This window comes from Canibacter oris, from assembly GCF_014197205.1.
Taxonomy (GTDB): domain Bacteria; phylum Actinomycetota; class Actinomycetes; order Actinomycetales; family Microbacteriaceae; genus Canibacter; species Canibacter oris.
Genome location: NZ_JACIFD010000018.1, coordinates 1 through 17,390, shown reverse-complemented (window position 1 = coordinate 17,390; position 17,390 = coordinate 1). Strand labels below are relative to the sequence as shown.

Annotated in this window: 13 protein-coding genes; 3 read left to right on the top strand and 10 right to left on the bottom strand. The window is 55.5% G+C overall.

What is annotated here, in order from left to right; all coding sequences use genetic code 11:
• A partial coding sequence (gene pdxR, locus F5897_RS07500) for a MocR-like pyridoxine biosynthesis transcription factor PdxR (RefSeq protein ID WP_183305057.1) occupies window positions 1–1,459 on the bottom strand: 1,459 nt, incomplete at its 3' end.
• Between the two features lie 75 nt (window positions 1,460–1,534).
• Between pdxR and pdxS the strand changes: the two genes are divergently transcribed.
• Entirely contained in the window at window positions 1,535–2,431 is an 897-nt protein-coding gene (gene pdxS / locus F5897_RS07495) for a pyridoxal 5'-phosphate synthase lyase subunit PdxS (RefSeq protein WP_124824834.1), read from the top strand.
• A 239-nt stretch (window positions 2,432–2,670) separates the two neighbouring features.
• Here the strand turns inward: pdxS and F5897_RS07490 are convergent, their stop codons facing one another.
• Both F5897_RS07490 and F5897_RS07485 read right to left on the bottom strand, forming a co-directional pair.
• Window positions 2,671–4,413 (bottom strand): L-aspartate oxidase, encoded by a 1,743-nt coding sequence (locus tag F5897_RS07490; protein ID WP_183305056.1) that lies wholly within the window; start codon window positions 4,411–4,413, stop codon window positions 2,671–2,673.
• Window positions 4,406–4,852 (bottom strand): SIP domain-containing protein, encoded by a 447-nt coding sequence (locus F5897_RS07485; RefSeq protein ID WP_124824831.1) that lies wholly within the window; start codon window positions 4,850–4,852, stop codon window positions 4,406–4,408. The genes F5897_RS07490 and F5897_RS07485 overlap by 8 nt, the downstream gene beginning before the upstream one ends.
• Before the next feature lie 198 nt (window positions 4,853–5,050).
• On the opposite strand from F5897_RS07485, the gene F5897_RS07480 reads away from it, so the two are divergent.
• Together F5897_RS07480 and F5897_RS07475 are read left to right on the top strand one after the other, a co-directional pair.
• On the top strand, window positions 5,051–5,878 hold the full coding sequence (locus F5897_RS07480; protein ID WP_183305055.1) for a purine-nucleoside phosphorylase: 828 nt from the start codon (window positions 5,051–5,053) through the stop codon (window positions 5,876–5,878).
• A gap of 11 nt (window positions 5,879–5,889) precedes the next feature.
• Window positions 5,890–7,635 (top strand): phospho-sugar mutase, encoded by a 1,746-nt coding sequence (locus F5897_RS07475; RefSeq protein WP_183305054.1) that lies wholly within the window; start codon window positions 5,890–5,892, stop codon window positions 7,633–7,635.
• 34 nt (window positions 7,636–7,669) lie between these two features.
• On the opposite strand, the gene F5897_RS07470 is transcribed toward F5897_RS07475, so the two are convergent.
• The 7 genes from F5897_RS07470 to sdhA form a co-directional block, all read right to left on the bottom strand.
• A complete protein-coding gene (locus tag F5897_RS07470) occupies window positions 7,670–8,575 on the bottom strand; it encodes a hypothetical protein (protein ID WP_183305053.1) in 906 nt (301 codons plus the stop codon).
• A gap of 92 nt (window positions 8,576–8,667) precedes the next feature.
• Window positions 8,668–10,080, bottom strand: coding sequence for an ABC transporter permease (locus tag F5897_RS07465; RefSeq protein WP_183305052.1), 1,413 nt, complete (start codon window positions 10,078–10,080; stop codon window positions 8,668–8,670).
• Window positions 10,067–10,735 (bottom strand): ABC transporter ATP-binding protein, encoded by a 669-nt coding sequence (locus F5897_RS07460; RefSeq protein WP_124824827.1) that lies wholly within the window; start codon window positions 10,733–10,735, stop codon window positions 10,067–10,069. Before F5897_RS07460 ends, F5897_RS07465 begins: the two co-directional genes overlap by 14 nt.
• A 103-nt stretch (window positions 10,736–10,838) precedes the next feature.
• A complete protein-coding gene (locus F5897_RS07455; RefSeq protein WP_183305051.1) occupies window positions 10,839–11,810 on the bottom strand; it encodes a YihY/virulence factor BrkB family protein in 972 nt (323 codons plus the stop codon).
• A 200-nt stretch (window positions 11,811–12,010) separates the two neighbouring features.
• A complete protein-coding gene (locus F5897_RS07450) occupies window positions 12,011–14,953 on the bottom strand; it encodes a DUF7507 domain-containing protein (protein WP_183305050.1) in 2,943 nt (980 codons plus the stop codon).
• Between the two features lie 164 nt (window positions 14,954–15,117).
• Entirely contained in the window at window positions 15,118–15,882 is a 765-nt protein-coding gene (locus F5897_RS07445) for a succinate dehydrogenase iron-sulfur subunit (protein ID WP_124824823.1), read from the bottom strand.
• The coding region (gene sdhA / locus F5897_RS07440) for a succinate dehydrogenase flavoprotein subunit (RefSeq protein ID WP_183305049.1) at window positions 15,882–17,390 on the bottom strand (1,509 nt) is incomplete at its 5' end. The genes sdhA and F5897_RS07445, both read right to left, overlap by 1 nt.

Sequence of the window (17,390 nt, the reverse complement as noted above, 5' to 3'; positions counted from 1 at the left end):
AACTGCGGACCGCGATTCCGGCTGCCGCCAATTCGGCAACTAGTTGCTGTTCAGCCGCAGCCCAATCCTGCGGAGCCGCATCTTCCGCGCTCCAGCCCGCCGCAGCGGCCGCAATCACACTCGCTGCTCCACCCGCAGAGCTCGCACCCGTCACGCCATCCACCCCCGCGCCGATCGCTGCATCGAACTGCAGCACTGTGTGCAGCCCGCCGTCGAGCGGAATCAGCCGCAACCCGCGGGGCGCCAAAACCTCAGGTGTCAGAATCTGCTGCACCAGGTTGCGCCGCGCCCGGTACTCCCGGCGCATTCTCGCAATGTGGTGCCTGGCAGCTCCGGAGCGCAAGAACTCGGTCAGCGCATCCTGCACCACGGTAGACACGGTGCCGCCCAGATCGGCGCGCAGCCGCAGCAGCGCGGGCTGCAACTGCGCCGGAGCGGTGAGATACCCCAAACCCACCCCGGCATGCAGCAGCTTGGTGAAACTGCCCAGGGTGGCAACGCAGTCGCGCTGTTTGTCAAGCGCCGCGAGCGCCGGCAGCGGATCGCCGGCATAGCGCAGCTCCGAATCGTAATCGTCCTCCACCAGGATGCTGCCGTGTTGCCGCGCCCAAGCAAGCAGTTCCAGCCGTCGCCGTAACGGCATCGACGCGCCCAGCGGATACTGATGGCTCGGCGTCAGCAGCACCACCTCCGGCGCCGCCACCCCGCGCGGCAAAAGCGCCGGGTTCATGCCCTGCGCGTCAACCGGAATCGCGATGGTGTGGTGCCCCAGCGCTTGCGGCACCCGGTGCAGCGACGCAAATCCCGGGGTTTCAACAGCGACCGTGAGACGTTTGCTGTCAGCGGAGTGGCTCAGCGCACTCAGCAATTGCCGCAACCCATCACGCGCCCCGCTAGTAATTAAGATGGTGTGTGGATCAGCCACTACGGTGCGCGCCAACCGCAGGTAGTCGGCGAGCGCTGCCTGTAACCGCGGGGAGCCGGTCTCCGGGTAGGCGCTGTGGGGCGCTGCAGCGGCGCCGCGCCAGGCTGCTCGCCAGGCGGCACTGGGCAACAGGGAGCTGTCGCTGGCTCCCGGGGTGAGATCCCACCGTGGGCGCGGGGCGGCGGGGCGGGCTGCCATAGCCGCGGCGGCGGGCGGCGGCGCGCTGATTATGCCCCGCGAGGGGTGCTGCAGCAGCGCAGTGCGCAGCGTCTCTGGCAGCGGCGCGACCCGCGTGCTGCGCCCGGCGGTTTGCAAATACCCCTCCGACAGCAGCTGCTCGTACGCTGCTACCACTGTGCCCCGCGAGGTGTTGAGCCGCAATGCCAGCTGCCTGGTGGCCGGCAGCACGGTGCCCTGCGGCAGCACCGCGGTTCTAATCAGTTCCCGCAGTTGTGCCGCGAGCTGCGCCGGCAGTGTTTGGGTGCCGGAGCGTTCAAGTGTCAGCGGCAGCTCCAGCTCAACGTGGTGCGACATGATCCACCTTGGTCTAAAAAAATTTGTTATTTTTGGCTCTTTTATTAGACCATAACCGCGGCAAAAATTATCTGTATGACTGAAATCACTAATTCAAAACTAGTTAAACGTGGCCTTGCAGACCACCTCACGAACGGCGTCATCATGGACGTGGTGACCCCTGACCAGGCGCGCATCGCGGAAGACGCGGGCGCCGTCGCGGTGATGGCACTGGAGCGGGTGCCAGCAGACATCCGCGCCCAAGGCGGCGTGGCGCGCATGAGCGACCCAGACATGATCGCCGGGATTCAAGAAGCGGTGAGCATTCCGGTCATGGCGAAGGCTCGCATCGGCCACTTCGTGGAAGCCCAGATTCTCGAAGAGCTCGGCATCGACTTTGTTGACGAATCAGAGGTGCTCTCACCCGCTGACTACGTGCACCACATCAACAAGCACGACTTTGCGGTGCCGTTTGTGTGCGGCGCCACCAACCTGGGTGAGGCGCTGCGCCGCATCGCAGAGGGCGCGGCGATGATTCGCTCCAAGGGCGAGGCTGGCACCGGTGACGTTAGCGAAGCAACCAAGCACATCCGCACCATCATGCAGCAGATTGCTGAGTTGAAAGCGGCCTATGAGACCGCCCCTGACCTGCTCTATGTAGCCGCGAAAGAACTCAGCGCTCCGTACGAGCTAGTTTTGGAGACCGCCCAGCGCGGCAAACTACCGGTGCCGCTGCTCACCGCCGGCGGTGTCGCAACTCCGGCAGACGCGGCGATGATGATGCAGCTCGGCGCCGACGGGGTTTTCGTGGGCTCCGGCATTTTCAAGTCTGGCAACCCCGCTGCCCGCGCTAAGGCGGTGGTGCGCGCTACCCGGGAATTCCGCAACGCCGCAGTGCTCGCAGAAGTCTCACGCAACCTCGGTGAGGCAATGGTGGGCATCAATGTTGCGGATCTGCCAGCGCCGCATCGCCTCGCCGAGCGCGGCTGGTAAAGCCGCTGCGGGCCCAGACCCCAAAAGTTTAATTTGCCACGCTTATCATCACTGAAAACATAACCAATACGCAGCGAAATCGTGCGTCTGAAAAGCTATCAGCTGCGGACGCACGATTTCACTGCATGCGCCACAACAGACACTTTTTCCGGTGAGTTTCTGCACTCATAATTACATGATAAACCGAACCCGGGTGCTACTCTGGACACCCGGGCTCGGTAAGTGTTTCACGACGCAGCTTACTCCACGAGTTTGCCGCGATAGTCGGTGTGTTCACGCATTAGCGCCGCGATTTCCTCTGGCACCGGCGCGATTGCTTCGTGCTCCACGGTGCCGTCAAGTGACCACACCATATTGACCTGCAGCTGCGGATCCATCTCCGGGTAGTCCGTACGATTATGGCAGCCACGGGTTTCGCGGCGTTCCAGCGCGCACTGCAAGGTTGCGCGGGCGGCAATAATCATCGCCAGCAGGTCGTAGGCGTGCGCCAAGTCTTGGAAGCCAGCTAAATCTGGGTGCACCCCTAGGTTCGCCACTTTCTGCTCCACCGCATCGAGTTTGCGAAGACCCTCAAGCAGGCCCTCCTCGTCACGAATTACGCCGGCGTGCGCGGTCATCAAATCACGAATCTCCCGCTGCAGCGCGCGCACATTTTCGGTGCCGTCACGGCTTAACAGGCTATCCATTTCGGCAGCTGCTTCCTGCTCTGCCCGGGGCGCCCGCGGCTGCGCTGGCAGCTGCGCAGAGTAGGCTGCAACCGCTTCGCCCACGATCCGCCCATACACCAGAAGCTCAATCAGGGAGTTGCCACCCAGGCGGTTAGCGCCGTGCAGCCCGCTCGATGCCTCGCCAATTACATACAGGCCCGGCACCTCGGTGCTGTGATCTTCGGGGTTCACCCACACCCCGCCCATCGAGTAGTGTGCGGTCGGCGCAATCTCCATAGGCTCTTTGGTGATGTCGCGCATCTGCAACTCCATCATGAGATGGTAGACACGCGGCAAACGCTCCATAATCTGTGCTTTTGGCAGGTGCGATACGTCAAGCCAGACGCCGCCGCGCGGGGTGCCGCGCCCCTCCCGAATCTCCGTCTCTGATGCCAGCGCCACCCGATCTCGGGTGCTGAGCTCTTGCCGCTCCGCGTCATACTTTGGCATGTAACGCTCGCCCAAGGCATTGCGCAAAATACCGCCTTCGCCGCGGGCTGCCTCGCTAATCAGGGTGCCGGCTTCGCTCTCCGGCTCCAAAATGCCAGATGGATGGAACTGCACCAGCTCCGCGTCCCGGATGCGGGCACCAACGAGCGCCGCCAGACGGAAGGTATCGCCGGTGTTTTCGTCGCGCCGGCTAGAGGTGCGCCGCCAAATACGGTTGTGTCCGCCGCTCGCAAGAATCACTGCGTCTGCCCGCACAATCACCCGATTTCCGTAAATCAGGTCAAAGCCGTAGGCGCCGCACACCTCGCCGGTTTCGCTCTGCAGCAGCCGGGTAATGTAAACGGTATCTAGAATCGGGATATTGAGCTGCTCGGCTTTCGCAACGAGGGTACGCTGGATCTCCAGCCCGGTGTAGTCCCCCACGAACGCGGTGCGACGGTAGGTATGCGCACCGAAGAAGCGCTGCGAAATGCGCCCGTCTTCTTCCCTAGCAAACCCCATACCGTAACGCTCCAAATCGGCAATGCCGCGAGCCGCATTTTTGGTCACGATTTCTACGGTGCGTGGATCCGCCAACATATAGCTTTCGGTAATCGTGTCTGCGGCGTGCTGCTGCCAGCTATCTTCCGGATCCATCGTGCCCAGCGCCGCGTTAATGCCGCCCGCAGCCAGCGTCGTGTGGGCATCAAAACGCGGCCGCTTTCCCACCGCGAGAACATCGTGCCCGAGCTCACACAGCTCGATCGCGGCGCGCAGCCCGGATCCGCCGGTGCCGATAACCAGCGCGGTGGTGGTGTAGATTTTTGTGGTGTCTGCTTTAGACATATCGTTCCTGTCTGTTTCGGGATTTCATAAACTCGCGCTCCACTCGCAGCCAATAGCTGCGCATGATTGAGCTCGATTGGGCCCCTGCCCACACATGAATTTCACCTGTTTCTTCATGCGGGGCCCATTCAGCCAGCCAGCTCGAAACCGCTTCCCTGAGTGCCAGCCCGCGCGGTTTACCCCAACCGGGAAGATAGCCGCGTTTACTGGTTTCTCGGCACAGCCAGGTGCAACTGACGCCAGCCGGAAGCCAGAGCTCTGTCTGCTGGTGGGGAGCAAAGACCTCCAAAAAGACCGCGCCGAATACCGGGGTCGCGAATCCTTGCAACCACAGTTGCAGCTCCGCAAGGTCACCGGCATCGCCGGCCGCTAGCACCAGAGTCGGTGCTTCCCCCACCTGTTGCGGCAAGTCAAATTCGAAAGATTCCTCTGCTCCCACATCTACATACTAAGGCTCGCCTTACCTAAATCGGCTTTATTCACAGTGCTTTAACAGCTTCATCGCAGCCCGCCTCCACACAACCACATGGCGGCGCCGTGCCGCAATCACCAACACTGAATCAATCCTCGGCCAGCAGTTATCTACAGCTCAGAAAACAATCTGCTAAGTTCCAGCCACTGCCCTTAAAATTGAACTATGACTTTTACCGCACCACTGACCACCGCAGAAACCGCAGCACTCGCCACCGCAGCCGCAGCTAAACTGCAAGAGCTCACCGGCATCGCAAAATTCGACATCGCGCTCACGCTCGGCTCCGGCTGGGGGCGCGCGGCTCACACCCTGGGTGAAATTATCGCGGAAATTCCGGCGGAGCAGGTGCCGGGTTTCGCCCCCAGCGGGGTTATTGGCCACTCTGGCACGCTTACCGCGATTCGGCTTGCAGACGGGCGCCACGTGCTGGTTATCGGCGCGCGCACTCACCTTTACGAAGGCAAAGGCGTTGATGCGGTCGCGCACGGCGTGCGCACTGCCCACGCCGCCGGCGCCACCACCGCAGTGCTCACCAACGGGGCGGGCGGGGTCAACTTTGACTACGGTGTCGGCGAAGCTGTGCTCATTAAAGATCACATCAACCTCACCGCTAAGAGCCCACTCAAAGGTGCTGAGTTTGTGGATCTCACCGACCTGTACAGCAAAGAACTGCGCGCAGCAGCCAAACAGGTCAAACCAGACCTTAAAGAGGGCGTTTACGCCCAGGTGCCGGGCCCACACTTTGAAACCCCCGCAGAAATTCACTATCTGCGCACCATCGGCGCCGACGCGGTGGGCATGTCTACCGCGCTAGAGGCAATCGCCGCCCGCGCTCTCGGGATGCGCATTTTGGGGTTCACCCTGATCACTAACCCGGCTGCCGGAGTTGTTGACGAGCCGCTCAACCACGAAGAGATTATTGCTGAGGGCAAAGCCGCGGAGGCGCGGCTGGCAGAACTGCTGACTGCGGTAATCACCAATCTGCCACGCTAGTAAGGAAAAACATGACCGAGCAGCCAACCCTCACCACCGAAATTCTGCAGCAGGCGCAGCGCTGGGCAGAGCTTGACCCCGACCCTGAGACGCGGGCGGAGCTTACCGCGTTACTGGCAGATCCACACACCAACAGCGCCGCAATTCTGTCACGTTTTGCGGGGCGCCTAGAGTTTGGCACAGCCGGGCTCCGGGCACCGCTGGGCGCAGGGCCACTACGGATGAACCGGGTTGTGGTGATGCAAACGACTGCCGGGCTCGCAAAGTTCCTGCGGGAGCAGCGCCCCGCTGACGCTCCGCAAACCGTTGTGGTGGGGTTTGATGCCCGCAAGAACTCTGCGATTTTCGCCCGTGACGCTGCCCAAGTGCTTGCCGGCTACGGTTTCCGTGCAATCTTACTGCCGGGGCCGCTGCCAACCCCGGTGACCGCTTTCGCGGTGCGCCGCTACGACGCAATTGCCGGCGTGATGATTACCGCCAGCCACAACCCTGCCCCTGATAATGGCTACAAACTCTATCTCGGCGGATTAGATAACGGCTCCCAAATTGTGCCTCCGCAAGATTCCGCAATCGCGGCGGCTATTGCCGAAGTGGCCGCCGGCGAGTTTTACGATATTAAAATCTCTGACAATTTCGAGCACGGCAGCGACTTTATTTTCACCGAATACGTTGCCGCAACTCTCGCCTCCGCACGCAGCATCCAGACTCATGAGTCGCTGCCGCCGCGCAGTGCCACACCGCAACCGACAATCGTTTACACGCCGCTGCACGGAGTTGGGCTGGCGACCACCGCGCGCTTGTTTACGGCTGCTGATTTGCCGGAGTTAATCACCGTGGCGCAGCAGGCTGAGCCGGATCCACAATTCCCCACCGCGCAAAACCCTAACCCTGAAAATCCCGCCGCACTAGAGCTAATTTTTGAGCGTGCCGCGCAGGTTGGAGCCGATGTTATCTTGGCACATGATCCAGATGCGGATCGCCTCGCCGTCGCCCTTCCAAGCCGTGACGGTAGCGGCAACTATACTGCTCTCACAGGCAACCAACTGGGGCTGCTGCTGGGTTGGCGTGCAGCGCAAAACGTAGCCGCCGAGCTAGCTGCGGGCGCAATTTACGATGAGCAGCCCACACTTGCCAACACTATTGTGTCCTCTCCGGCGCTGCGCGAGGTTGCCAAGCATTACGGCCTACGCTATGTCGAAACGCTTTCCGGTTTTAAGTGGATCAGCCGCGTGCCGGGTCTAGTTTTCGGGTTCGAAGAGGCTCTCGGATATCTGGTAAACCCCACTAATATTCGCGATAAAGACGGCATTTCAGCGGCGCTCGCTGTTACCGATATGGTGTGCGAGTTGCACCGCAAGGGCAAAACCCTGTGGGATATGCTAGACGAAGCAACAGCCCTGTTTGGCGCTTTCGTCAGTGACCAGATTACCCTGCAGTTTGAGAGCGCCGCACAGGCAGCAGCGGCACTGCAACAGGTGCGAGACAACCCGCCGCGTGAATTCGGCGGTGTTGCTGTCGCAAACTATCAAGATTTAAGCCAACTGACTGCGGTTGATCAGCGGGCAAATGTGCTGCGCTTCGACCTTACAGACGGCTCACGTGTGATGATGCGTCCGAGCGGCACTGAACCAAAACTGAAACTCTACATCGACTGCCAAAACACCGCAGGAACCGTCTCGGAGCGTCAAAGCGCGGCAGCGGCCCGAGCCGCTGAGCTCACCGCCGCGCTTCGCGATTCCGTTAACGGTATCGCTTAATCTGCTTATCGCGAGAACAGTTCAGTCCTAGCGATTATTCGCTATGCTCACGCTCGTTTAGCTGCATTTTTCTTCCGGCAGCAATTACCGCAATTACGGTCACCAGCACCAAAACACCTACAGTGCTGCCGAGTGGTAGCCAAGGCAAACGCATTTCAAAGTCGCGAGCCCAAGTAATTGCGGTTATCAGCATTCCCACAATCGTGCCTAAGACCGCACTCACTATAGCGATCAACACCACCGCACCAACCTCAGTTGCCACCAAGCGGTAATACCACCTACGTGGCACACCAATGGCAAGTAGCGCGGCGTTGGTGCCTCTGAGATTGCGGGCAGCGCCGTTAGCATAACCCAACACTAAAAATCCGGCAATTATGCCTGTGCCTAGCCCAATCAAAATCGCCTGCCATGATTCTGCAAACTCAAAATCAGGCGCAGCTTGTATCAACCAGCCGGGATTAAATCCGAGCGCAACCGGCAACTCCGCTAGAATTTTTTCTTGCTCCGGGTTCATGTCAGTATAGAACCAACTAAGCATAGAGGTTGCAAAGCCTTGTTCACGAGCGGTATCTGCCAGCAACAATCCGGCACCGTATATCCCATATCTTTCCGGTGACTGCTGCGGCGTGAAAGCAGGAAGCGCGCCAGCATCGCCAAAATTAATTTCGGGATTTTCTAAGTGCCCCAACCGCAGCACTGCACCATGATGCAAAGCATCTTTCTCAGCCGCGGTTAGAGTGATTTTCAAAAATTTCTCGACAGCTGCGGTATCAGCTAAAGCGTAAAAAGCCCCGTCCCGATACTCACTGTTGATGTCAAGCATTTCTAATCGTACCGGGCTGCTACCGATGTGACCCGCTACCTGATCCGCTAAAGCATCACCGTCAGTTGCCTCATTTAATACCAGCAGCTGAGCACTGCCCGGAGGCACTCTAGGCACCTGTTGATTATTAAACGCAGCGTTCACCGCATGGCTAAGGGTAAGCGTGGAAAAACCTATTGTTAAGACCACAGCGAGAGACAGGGTGGTTTTTATCTGCCCGCAAGTCGCTGCTGTAACCGCAACCGTGCCAATGCCGCCATGGGGTGCTGCAGTTTCACCTGTAAAAACAAACGCAGCAAATATGGCGCTAGTAAAACCACAGCAATAGCGTACACAAATGGGCCTAAAACTTGAATGTTTATCTCGCGGCTTGCTAAGAATGCACCGCCCAGTAAAAAGCACAAAATACTCAGCGCTGGCAGCATCTGCCATCCGTTCGGTAAATATTTCTTAGCCACAATAAGTTTTAAGTTTGGTTTAATGAGTGATGCAATACCAAATACTTGACCTAAAACACTTACCAACAGCAGCAAAACTCCCATTACGGCAATGTCGTGGTATTCGCCGATCTGCACGCCTTGCAGCGCGGTGAGCAGTGGTCTGAGAGCATAGCCTACAATAACTGCGCAGAACACCCCTATCATCGCGCCAAATAGTGACATGACAAGCGCAGCAGCGATTGCCGGGACAGCGCTGTTTCGTATACCTAACGCGTGCATAGTCGCGCCAATGCGTTTCACAAATCTCGCAACCAAATATCCACTGATACTACCCGCGGCCAAAGGCGCTAAAAGCGAAAGGAGAATAACTTCAGAATAAAGTGTCGGCTGGTACGTAGAGAGCCCACTTTTACTTTCAACCCCTGCATAAAAAGCCTCCACGTCAGGGGCTTCAAAACCAGCCAGGTGCAGCCAAGCGCGCACTTTTTCTAGGTATACCGTAATGTCAGTGTCTGCTGTGTCAAAATAAACTATTAGCTGCAAATCGTATTGCTCATTTGCGCCGAGAGTTTGAAATTTTTGCCACCCTTCGCTGTGCAGTAACAGCCCGTAGGGAGCAGGGTTAAAAACTTCCTCGTATAACCCCACAACTTTAAAAGTCACTTCTGAGCTTCCAAAAGATACTTCTGATCCGCCCAAACGCTCTGCAAGCTGCCTTGTAACTACCACTTCATCGGCGTTCTCTGGAAATTTCCCTTCCAGCAAGGTTTTATTTTCTAGCTGCTTATCAACATTCCAGTTAAAACTCTGCAGAGTAGCACGATCTTTACTGTCAGTACCAAAATACACTTGATAGGAGTCGGCGGCAGCAACCGCGCGGTCAGCCCCGGCAGAAATTATCATTTTTTCAATTTCTGCAAAATCAAGTTTTGCTGCTTCCTGCAAAGGCATTGTCAGCGGTACGATGACCCTGTGTGAAAAACTTCCTAAGTCCCGTGCAATAATTTGCTGTGCTGTTAACTGCCCTGTCTGTATCAATAAAAAAATTAGCAACACCGCAAAACTGGCAACAGCAGCCAAAGCAGCAGAAAGCTTAAACTGTCTGGCTTTCAGGAAAAAAACGGTTAAATATCGAGTTAATGAAAAAGCTGGCTTCCTGCTTACAACTTCATAATTTGGCATCGATAACTCCGTCACGCATCTCACGAATATCGTGAGCGATATTAGCAACAGCGCTGTCGTGGGTTGAAACCACAACGCACACGCCCGAGTCGGCTAGCTCACGCAGCGTCTCAAATATTTCAACCGAATTTTTAGTGTCGAGCGAACCGGTAGGTTCATCAGCCAACAGTATTTTCTTCCCACCGGTCAATGCTCTGGCTATCCCCACACGCTGTTTTTGCCCTCCCGACAGCTCCTTAGGTAGCCGCCGGGCAAAGTCGCCGAGCCCAACCCGAGACAAAGAATCAAGCGCTAAAGTTTTAACACTTTGCAAGTCTTGCCCCTGAGCTCGCAGCGGCAACATCACATTTTCTAGTGCCGTAAACTCTGGTATTAAGTTATGATCTTGGAAGATTACCCCGATGTCTGCGAGTCTAGCCGCGGCCCGCTGACTCGCAGACATCTCATGCATCATGTATCCAGCAACGCACACACTGCCGCTTTCTGCCTCTTGCAACCCGGCTATTACGTTAATTAAACTGGTTTTGCCCGAACCGCTGGCGCCCATCACTGCCACCATCTCACCGACGTTGACTTGAAAATTAACGTTATTAAGCGCGGTTACAATCTCTGAACCGGTATCGTAGCGCAAGGACACATTCTGCAGGGTCAGCATTTTACCTCCTCGAAATAATGCCTACTCCGCCTTGGAGTAAATTCATTATATGACTTAGAAAATGCTAAACAAGCAATTTTATTTAATTGTTATTCACTATTTACTATCGCTGCAGAGCCGCTACTTTTTGGGCGGTTTCAGCAGCATCCTGCTGCAGAATCTTGTCTGGCAAGCCAAGTTGCTTGTCTGCGCCAACAGCAATCCAGCTAGCGTTAAAAAGCAGTACACGCGACACAAAATTAAACCACAGCAAGAGACCAATAATAATAGCGAATGGCGCAAGCAGTGGGTTCTTCGTTGCACCGCCTAATAGGCTCGAACCGAGCAGTGTCAATATCAACAGCCCTGCTGCACCCAAAATGGTTTCTTTCCACAGCTGCTTTGGGCGATGCGGCAAGCCCGCCAACCACTTGTGAATCGCAAACACCACCAGCCAGTAAACCAAGAACATCAGGCCGTATCGCAGCACTAAACCGGTGCCGCCAAAGATCCAGTTGTCACGACCAAAGATGTCGCCGACGATATTCAAAACCGCGGTTGAGCCGAGCGACACCGCGCTCGCAACCAACAGCATCAAGCCGAACAGCAACGACATCCCGAAGTCTTTTAACTTCAAAAGAATCGGGTTGCCGTACTCTTTAACATCCATATCGTTAATAATGCGAATCACCGTGCGAGTACTGGTAAACCAGGTCACGATTACCAAAAGCAACGACGCCGCACCAATAACACCGCCCCAGGTTAACGCAGAATCGTTGACCAGGTCATGCAGGTTCAACGCACCCCCGGGGCCGACAAGTCCCGGCACCATTTCTGAGATTGAGCTGCTCATCGAGTCAACGAGCTCTTCGTTGCCCCGCAGAAAATACCCGAAAACACTAAAACCCACGAAGATCGCAGCGAACACCGCAAACACTGCCTGGAAGCTCATACCGGCAGAAAAAATCTCGCCACCTTTAGCGCTGAGGTGCGTATTAGCGCGCAGCGCTCTAGTGCGCTGCAATTTTTCCACCAGTTTTAATACTTTGGCAACAGCACCTGTTTTGTCGGCTGCTGGCTTCGCGTCTTGTGCCATGTTCGTCTGCTCCCTCTGCGTAGACGCTTCACTCCTACGTCTCTATCTTCATATTCGACTTATGTCCCGAGCAAAAGTCTATCCTGCCGCCTTATGTATCGAAAATTACTCCCTGAAAAGCAGCTGTGCGAGGAGAGAGATCTCTCCTCGCACAGCCTTGACGCGGGCACCGCATCACAGCTCGAAACTAGCTGCAGTAACTAGCCCCTGCGACGCCGCTGTTGCGCCACTAAGGTAACCACAACGCTTGCAGCCAACAAGAGCAGCAGGCCCGCGAAACCGACCGGTATCAACTGCTCGGCTGCACCGGTTGCTGCAAGCTTCTCGCCGGCGCGCTGTGGCCCGTTATCATCCTGAGGCGATTGCGGTGATCCGCTACCCTCTCCCGGTTGCGGATTAATCGGTTGCGGATCAACTGGCGGTTCTGGGGCGGCGGGCACAGTAACTGTCGCACTGACAAAGGCAGCATCGACCTGCTTACCGTACTCGCTAACCGCTTTCACCGCAGCAACGTTGGTTATGGCTTGCTCACTGTGCTGCAGTGTAACGGGCGATGCCGCAGTCACAATTAGGGTCTCTCCCGGCTGCAGTTCAGCAACAGAATTTGGCCACTCGTAAACTAACTGGCTCAACCCAGCAAGGTTGTCAGTCACTTCAAAATCTTTGAGCACCGTGTTACCGCTGTTGGTAACGTTAACGGTCCAGTGGATTTTCCCAGCCGCAGCATCAAGCTTGCCAGTCTTCGTGGCAGTGAGTTTACTGTGCGGAACTTTCACCTCAGCCTCAGCTTGCGCCGCCACAGTTTCTGAATTCACTTTACCGGCTACGGTTGCCACGTTGGTGACGCTACCGGCCGCCCTGTGCGCATCAGTAAAATCAGTTCGCAAAGTAGCGGTGACGCTCTCTCCCGGCGCTAACTGCCCTGCCGTGGCTGGCCACACGATATCAGTCGGCGCAATATCACCTAAGGTATCATCAAACATCATCTCAGTGATTGTTACATTGCCATTATTGGTAGCGGTAATTTGCCACTGCACATAGTCTTCTGATACCAACGGTTGCGCGTTTTTAGTAACCCCAATAGCAGCGCTATAGGTTACCGGAACACTCGCCTGAGCTGTTTCTGTGAAGGTTTTGCCGCCGACAGCCACGGATGCAATTGCTTTGTTTTTCACAAATCCCTGCAAGCGTTGCCCCTCAGTCACAGGTGTTTGCACTTGTACGGTTGCACTCTGTGCAGGGTCCAAAGTAGCGATTACAGTCTGGGGCAACTGCACAGCTGTCTCACTCCCATCTGCTGCAACCAGAACGTCACTGAGATTAACGTTATTTAGCTGCCCGTTGCTGTTATTGGTAACCTTAATATTCCAGTCAACAGCGGTACCATCAGCGTTCAAAGCCCCGGTTTTCTCGACCGCAAGCTTCACACACAACGGTTGCTGATACTGAGCTGCCACCCAGTCGCCGTTGCCCGCGCTATTCCAAGCTGAAACTCTAAAACCAACTTTCCCAGCTGCGGTTTCTGTCTCCAGCCCAGCAACAACTGCGCTCGGAATCATTTTAGTCTGCTCTGTAGTTTTAGCAGCGGGCACTACTTCCCAAGTTGCTCCGCCATCCTTGGTCATCTCAACAACATAGTCTTCTGTAGGAGCTATCGATTGTGTCTGCGCCTGATCGTGTTTCCAACTGAGTTTAATATCAGCGTTGCACTCTTGCGACACTGTCAAATCTGTTACAGGTCGCGGGGTTTGTGCCAGAATCCGCACACCAGCATTAGAACTTCCTTGACGCGCGGTAATGTATTTGTAACCATTAGCGTCAGATGTTACACCCCGAACTGTTGCCAAACCAGGCACAGCAACCACTGCTGCAGCATCGGCCTGCGCATTAGCAGCGGCTGAAGAACCACTCGTCCAGGTTCGTGAATTAATCTGCACCAAGTTTGCGCTGCTTTGTTTCATCGCAAAAACGGCGCCATAGCTCGCGGAATTAGGCTCGTTATCAACAAACGCTCCCATAATTGTGTCACCTTTACAGCGACCGCCCGAGCAAACCGCAGCAACCTGCAAGCGGCTATCGTCCGAATAGTCAACCACTTCAGTGCCATCAGGGTTAAGCACGAAGACTCCGCCGAACCGTTTATTAGTTTCAACGTTTGTGGGCGCATCATCAGCATACCAAGTGGTAGGAGCGACATAGATTAAGCCGGTTTCCGAATTAACCGAAACCGCGTAAGGATCAATGCGCACAACTGTTCCCACTGTATTTTGCGCAGTCTGCGATGTCACAGGCACTCGTTGCAGCGAGATAGGGTTCTTTGGACTTCCGTCAGCACCAAAACGCGGCAACGCATAAACATAAGATTCTGTGTTGGCAATAAAGTCTCCGTTTTGCATCCGCGCCACTGAAACTGAATACCCTGCTCTAAAACTTCCCGGTGCCGGCAGAGTTTGACCGTCAACAACAGTTGTGTCTGACCAGCTGCCAGCCCAACCTACACCCTGCAGCTGCGTACCATCAGCAGCAAAACGTTTAATTCGTTGTGGGTTTGCTTCGCCCTCTGAGCGTTTCTGGTAAAACTCAGAATCTACTACCCATGCAACACCTGCGTCATCAAAAGCTATCCCTCGCGGCCCATGTCGTTTCGGATCAGTATCAAATACACCGTCACGAATTATGTGAGGTTGCCCCCAGCCGACACCGGCTCCACTGGTTTCACGATCTGTAGCAGTAGCAACAGCTCCTGCACTTCCGTACATCCCATTTTCGCCATAGTCTGAAGTTGGCTCAGCAGGTTTTTTATAAATTTGAACGTTTGGAGTTCCGCTCTGAAAACTGCTTCCGAGAAAATATGCTACTTTTCCAGAATCGCTCACCCAAAGATCTCCGGTCGCCGGGTTAATGCCAATCCCGTATGGATTAGCAGAACCTCTTATAACAGGAGCTTTTAAGTTACCAATCAGACCCCATTTTGCGGAACCTTGAGCCTTTCCGCTGGTGTAAGGAACTGAAGTTGTGGCACCTTTTGTGCCGGTGATTAAGTCTGCGGCTTGGCTGACTGTAGCACCGCTAACCAGGAATGAAACCATAATCCCGGTTGCGGTAATAGCAGCAGCAGCCTTCTTCATGATGGGGGAAATCAAGAGAAGTCTCCTATATTAATTTACGGGGGGATAATTTCAGCCTAACACTTATCTCCGATGCCTATAAGGCATTTAAAAACTTTATAGGGCTCCTCTAAATTATGAGCATAAAACAGTTAAAGCGCTCCAATCTGGAGCGCTTTAACTGTTTAGGGTTTAATAAACTAGCGTACCTTACCGGTGCGTAGGGCTTCTTTCACTTCAGCAATAGCTTTGGTCACTTGAATACCGCGCGGGCAAGCATCGGTGCAGTTAAATGTGGTGCGGCAGCGCCATACACCCTCTGTCTCGTTAAGAATGTCCAGACGAACCTGTGCCTTTTCGTCACGAGAATCAAAGATGAAGCGGTGTGCGTTAACGATCGCACTAGGTCCAAAGTACTGTCCATCTGTCCAAAATACTGGACAGCTGGTAGTGCAAGCAGCGCACAAAATACACTTAGTTGTATCATCGAAGCGCTCACGATCTTCGATTGACTGCAGTCGCTCTTTGCCGTTTGCAGGAGCGGTGTCTGACTGTAAGAAAGGCTGTACGGCACGGAACGCGTCAAAGAACGGCTCCATGTCTACAATCAGATCCTTCTCCAGTGGCAGGCCCTTAATCGCTTCCACGTAGATTGGCTTAGTGATATCAAGGTCTTTAATCAGAGTTTTGCAGGCAAGACGGTTGCGGCCATTGATACGCATTGCGTCAGAACCACAAATACCGTGGGCGCAGCTACGACGGAAGCTTAGTGAGCCATCTTGCTCCCATTTAATTCGGTGCAGGGCATCCAAGATTCGATCGGTCGGATACATTTCCACGTCAAAGTCTTCCCAGTAAGCATCCTCGCGATTCTCCGGGTTGTAACGACGCACCAGCAGGGTGACGGTAAACGGTTTCGGCACCGCTGGAGCTGCAGCTTCGGCAGTTTCAGTAACTGTGCTCATTAGTACTTCCTCTCCATCGGTGGGTAACGCAGCTCACCGTTTTCATTTTTAGTGAACACAACCGGCTTCCAATCAAGGCGAATACGTTCAGTAACGTCTGCTTCAGCTGGCACATCGGCTTTGTAAGCCATAGTGTGCTGCATGTAGTTCACGTCGTCCCGCTGTGGGTAATCATCGCGCATGTGGCCACCGCGGCTTTCCTTGCGGTTGCGGGCGGTGTATGCCAGCACCTCTGCGAGATCAAGCAGGAAGCCCAGCTCAATACCCTCAAGCAGGTCGGTGTTGTAACGTTCGCCGCGGTCATGCACCGCGATGTTCTTATAGCGTTCACGCAGGTTGGCGATAACACCCAGCACATGAGACAAAGACTCTTCGGTGCGGAACACCTGGGCACCCTTGTCCATCTCTTCCTGTAGCTCGCGGCGAATATCCGCCACTGACTCGGTGCCTGCGGAGTTACGCAGAGTCTCTACCATCTCGCGCACGTTTTTTGCTGGATCGGCCGGCAGTGGCACGAAATCAGCTGTCTGCGCGTAAGCTGCGGCGTTGTTTCCCGCCCGCTTACCGAAAACGTTGATGTCAAGCAGGGAGTTAGTGCCGAGACGGTTTGAGCCATGTACTGAAACACAGGCACACTCACCAGCGGCGTACAGACCAGGCACCACGGTGGTGTTGTCTTGCAGCACCTCTGCGTCATTATTGGTTGGGATACCGCCCATTGCGTAGTGCGCAGTTGGGTACACCGGCACCGGTTCTACCACCGGATCAACACCCAAATAGGTGCGCGCAAACTCGGTGATGTCTGGCAGCTTGGTTTCTAACACTTCCGCGCCCAGGTGGGTGCAGTCAAGGTAAACATAGTCTTTATAAGGGCCAGCGCCACGGCCGTCAAGCACCTCTTGCACCATTGAACGTGCCACAATGTCACGCGGTGCCAGGTCTTTAATGGTTGGTGCATAACGCTCCATAAAACGTTCACCGGAAGCGTTACGGAGAATAGCGCCCTCACCACGCGCACCCTCGGTGAGCAGGATACCAAGCCCCGCCAAACCTGTTGGGTGGAACTGGTAGAACTCCATATCCTCCAGCGGCAGGCCCTTGCGCCAAATGATACCGACACCATCACCTGTTAGGGTGTGGGCATTAGAGGTGGTCTTGAAGATTTTTCCGAAGCCACCGGTTGCGAAAACAAAAGATTTACCCTGGAAAACGTGAATTTTACCGGTCGCCAACTCATACGCAACAACCGCTGCAACGCGCTTCTGGCCATTTGCCTCCTCGGTCATTGCGAGATCCAGCGCGTAGTACTCATTGAAGAACTCCACATTGTGCTTCACACAGTTTTGGTAGAGTGTCTGCAGAATCATGTGCCCGGTGCGGTCGGCTGCATAGCAAGCACGACGCACAGGGGCCTTACCGTGGTCACGAGTGTGGCCACCGAAACGCCGCTGGTCAATCTTCCCCTCAGGAGTACGGTTAAACGGCAACCCCATATTTTCCAGGTCGAA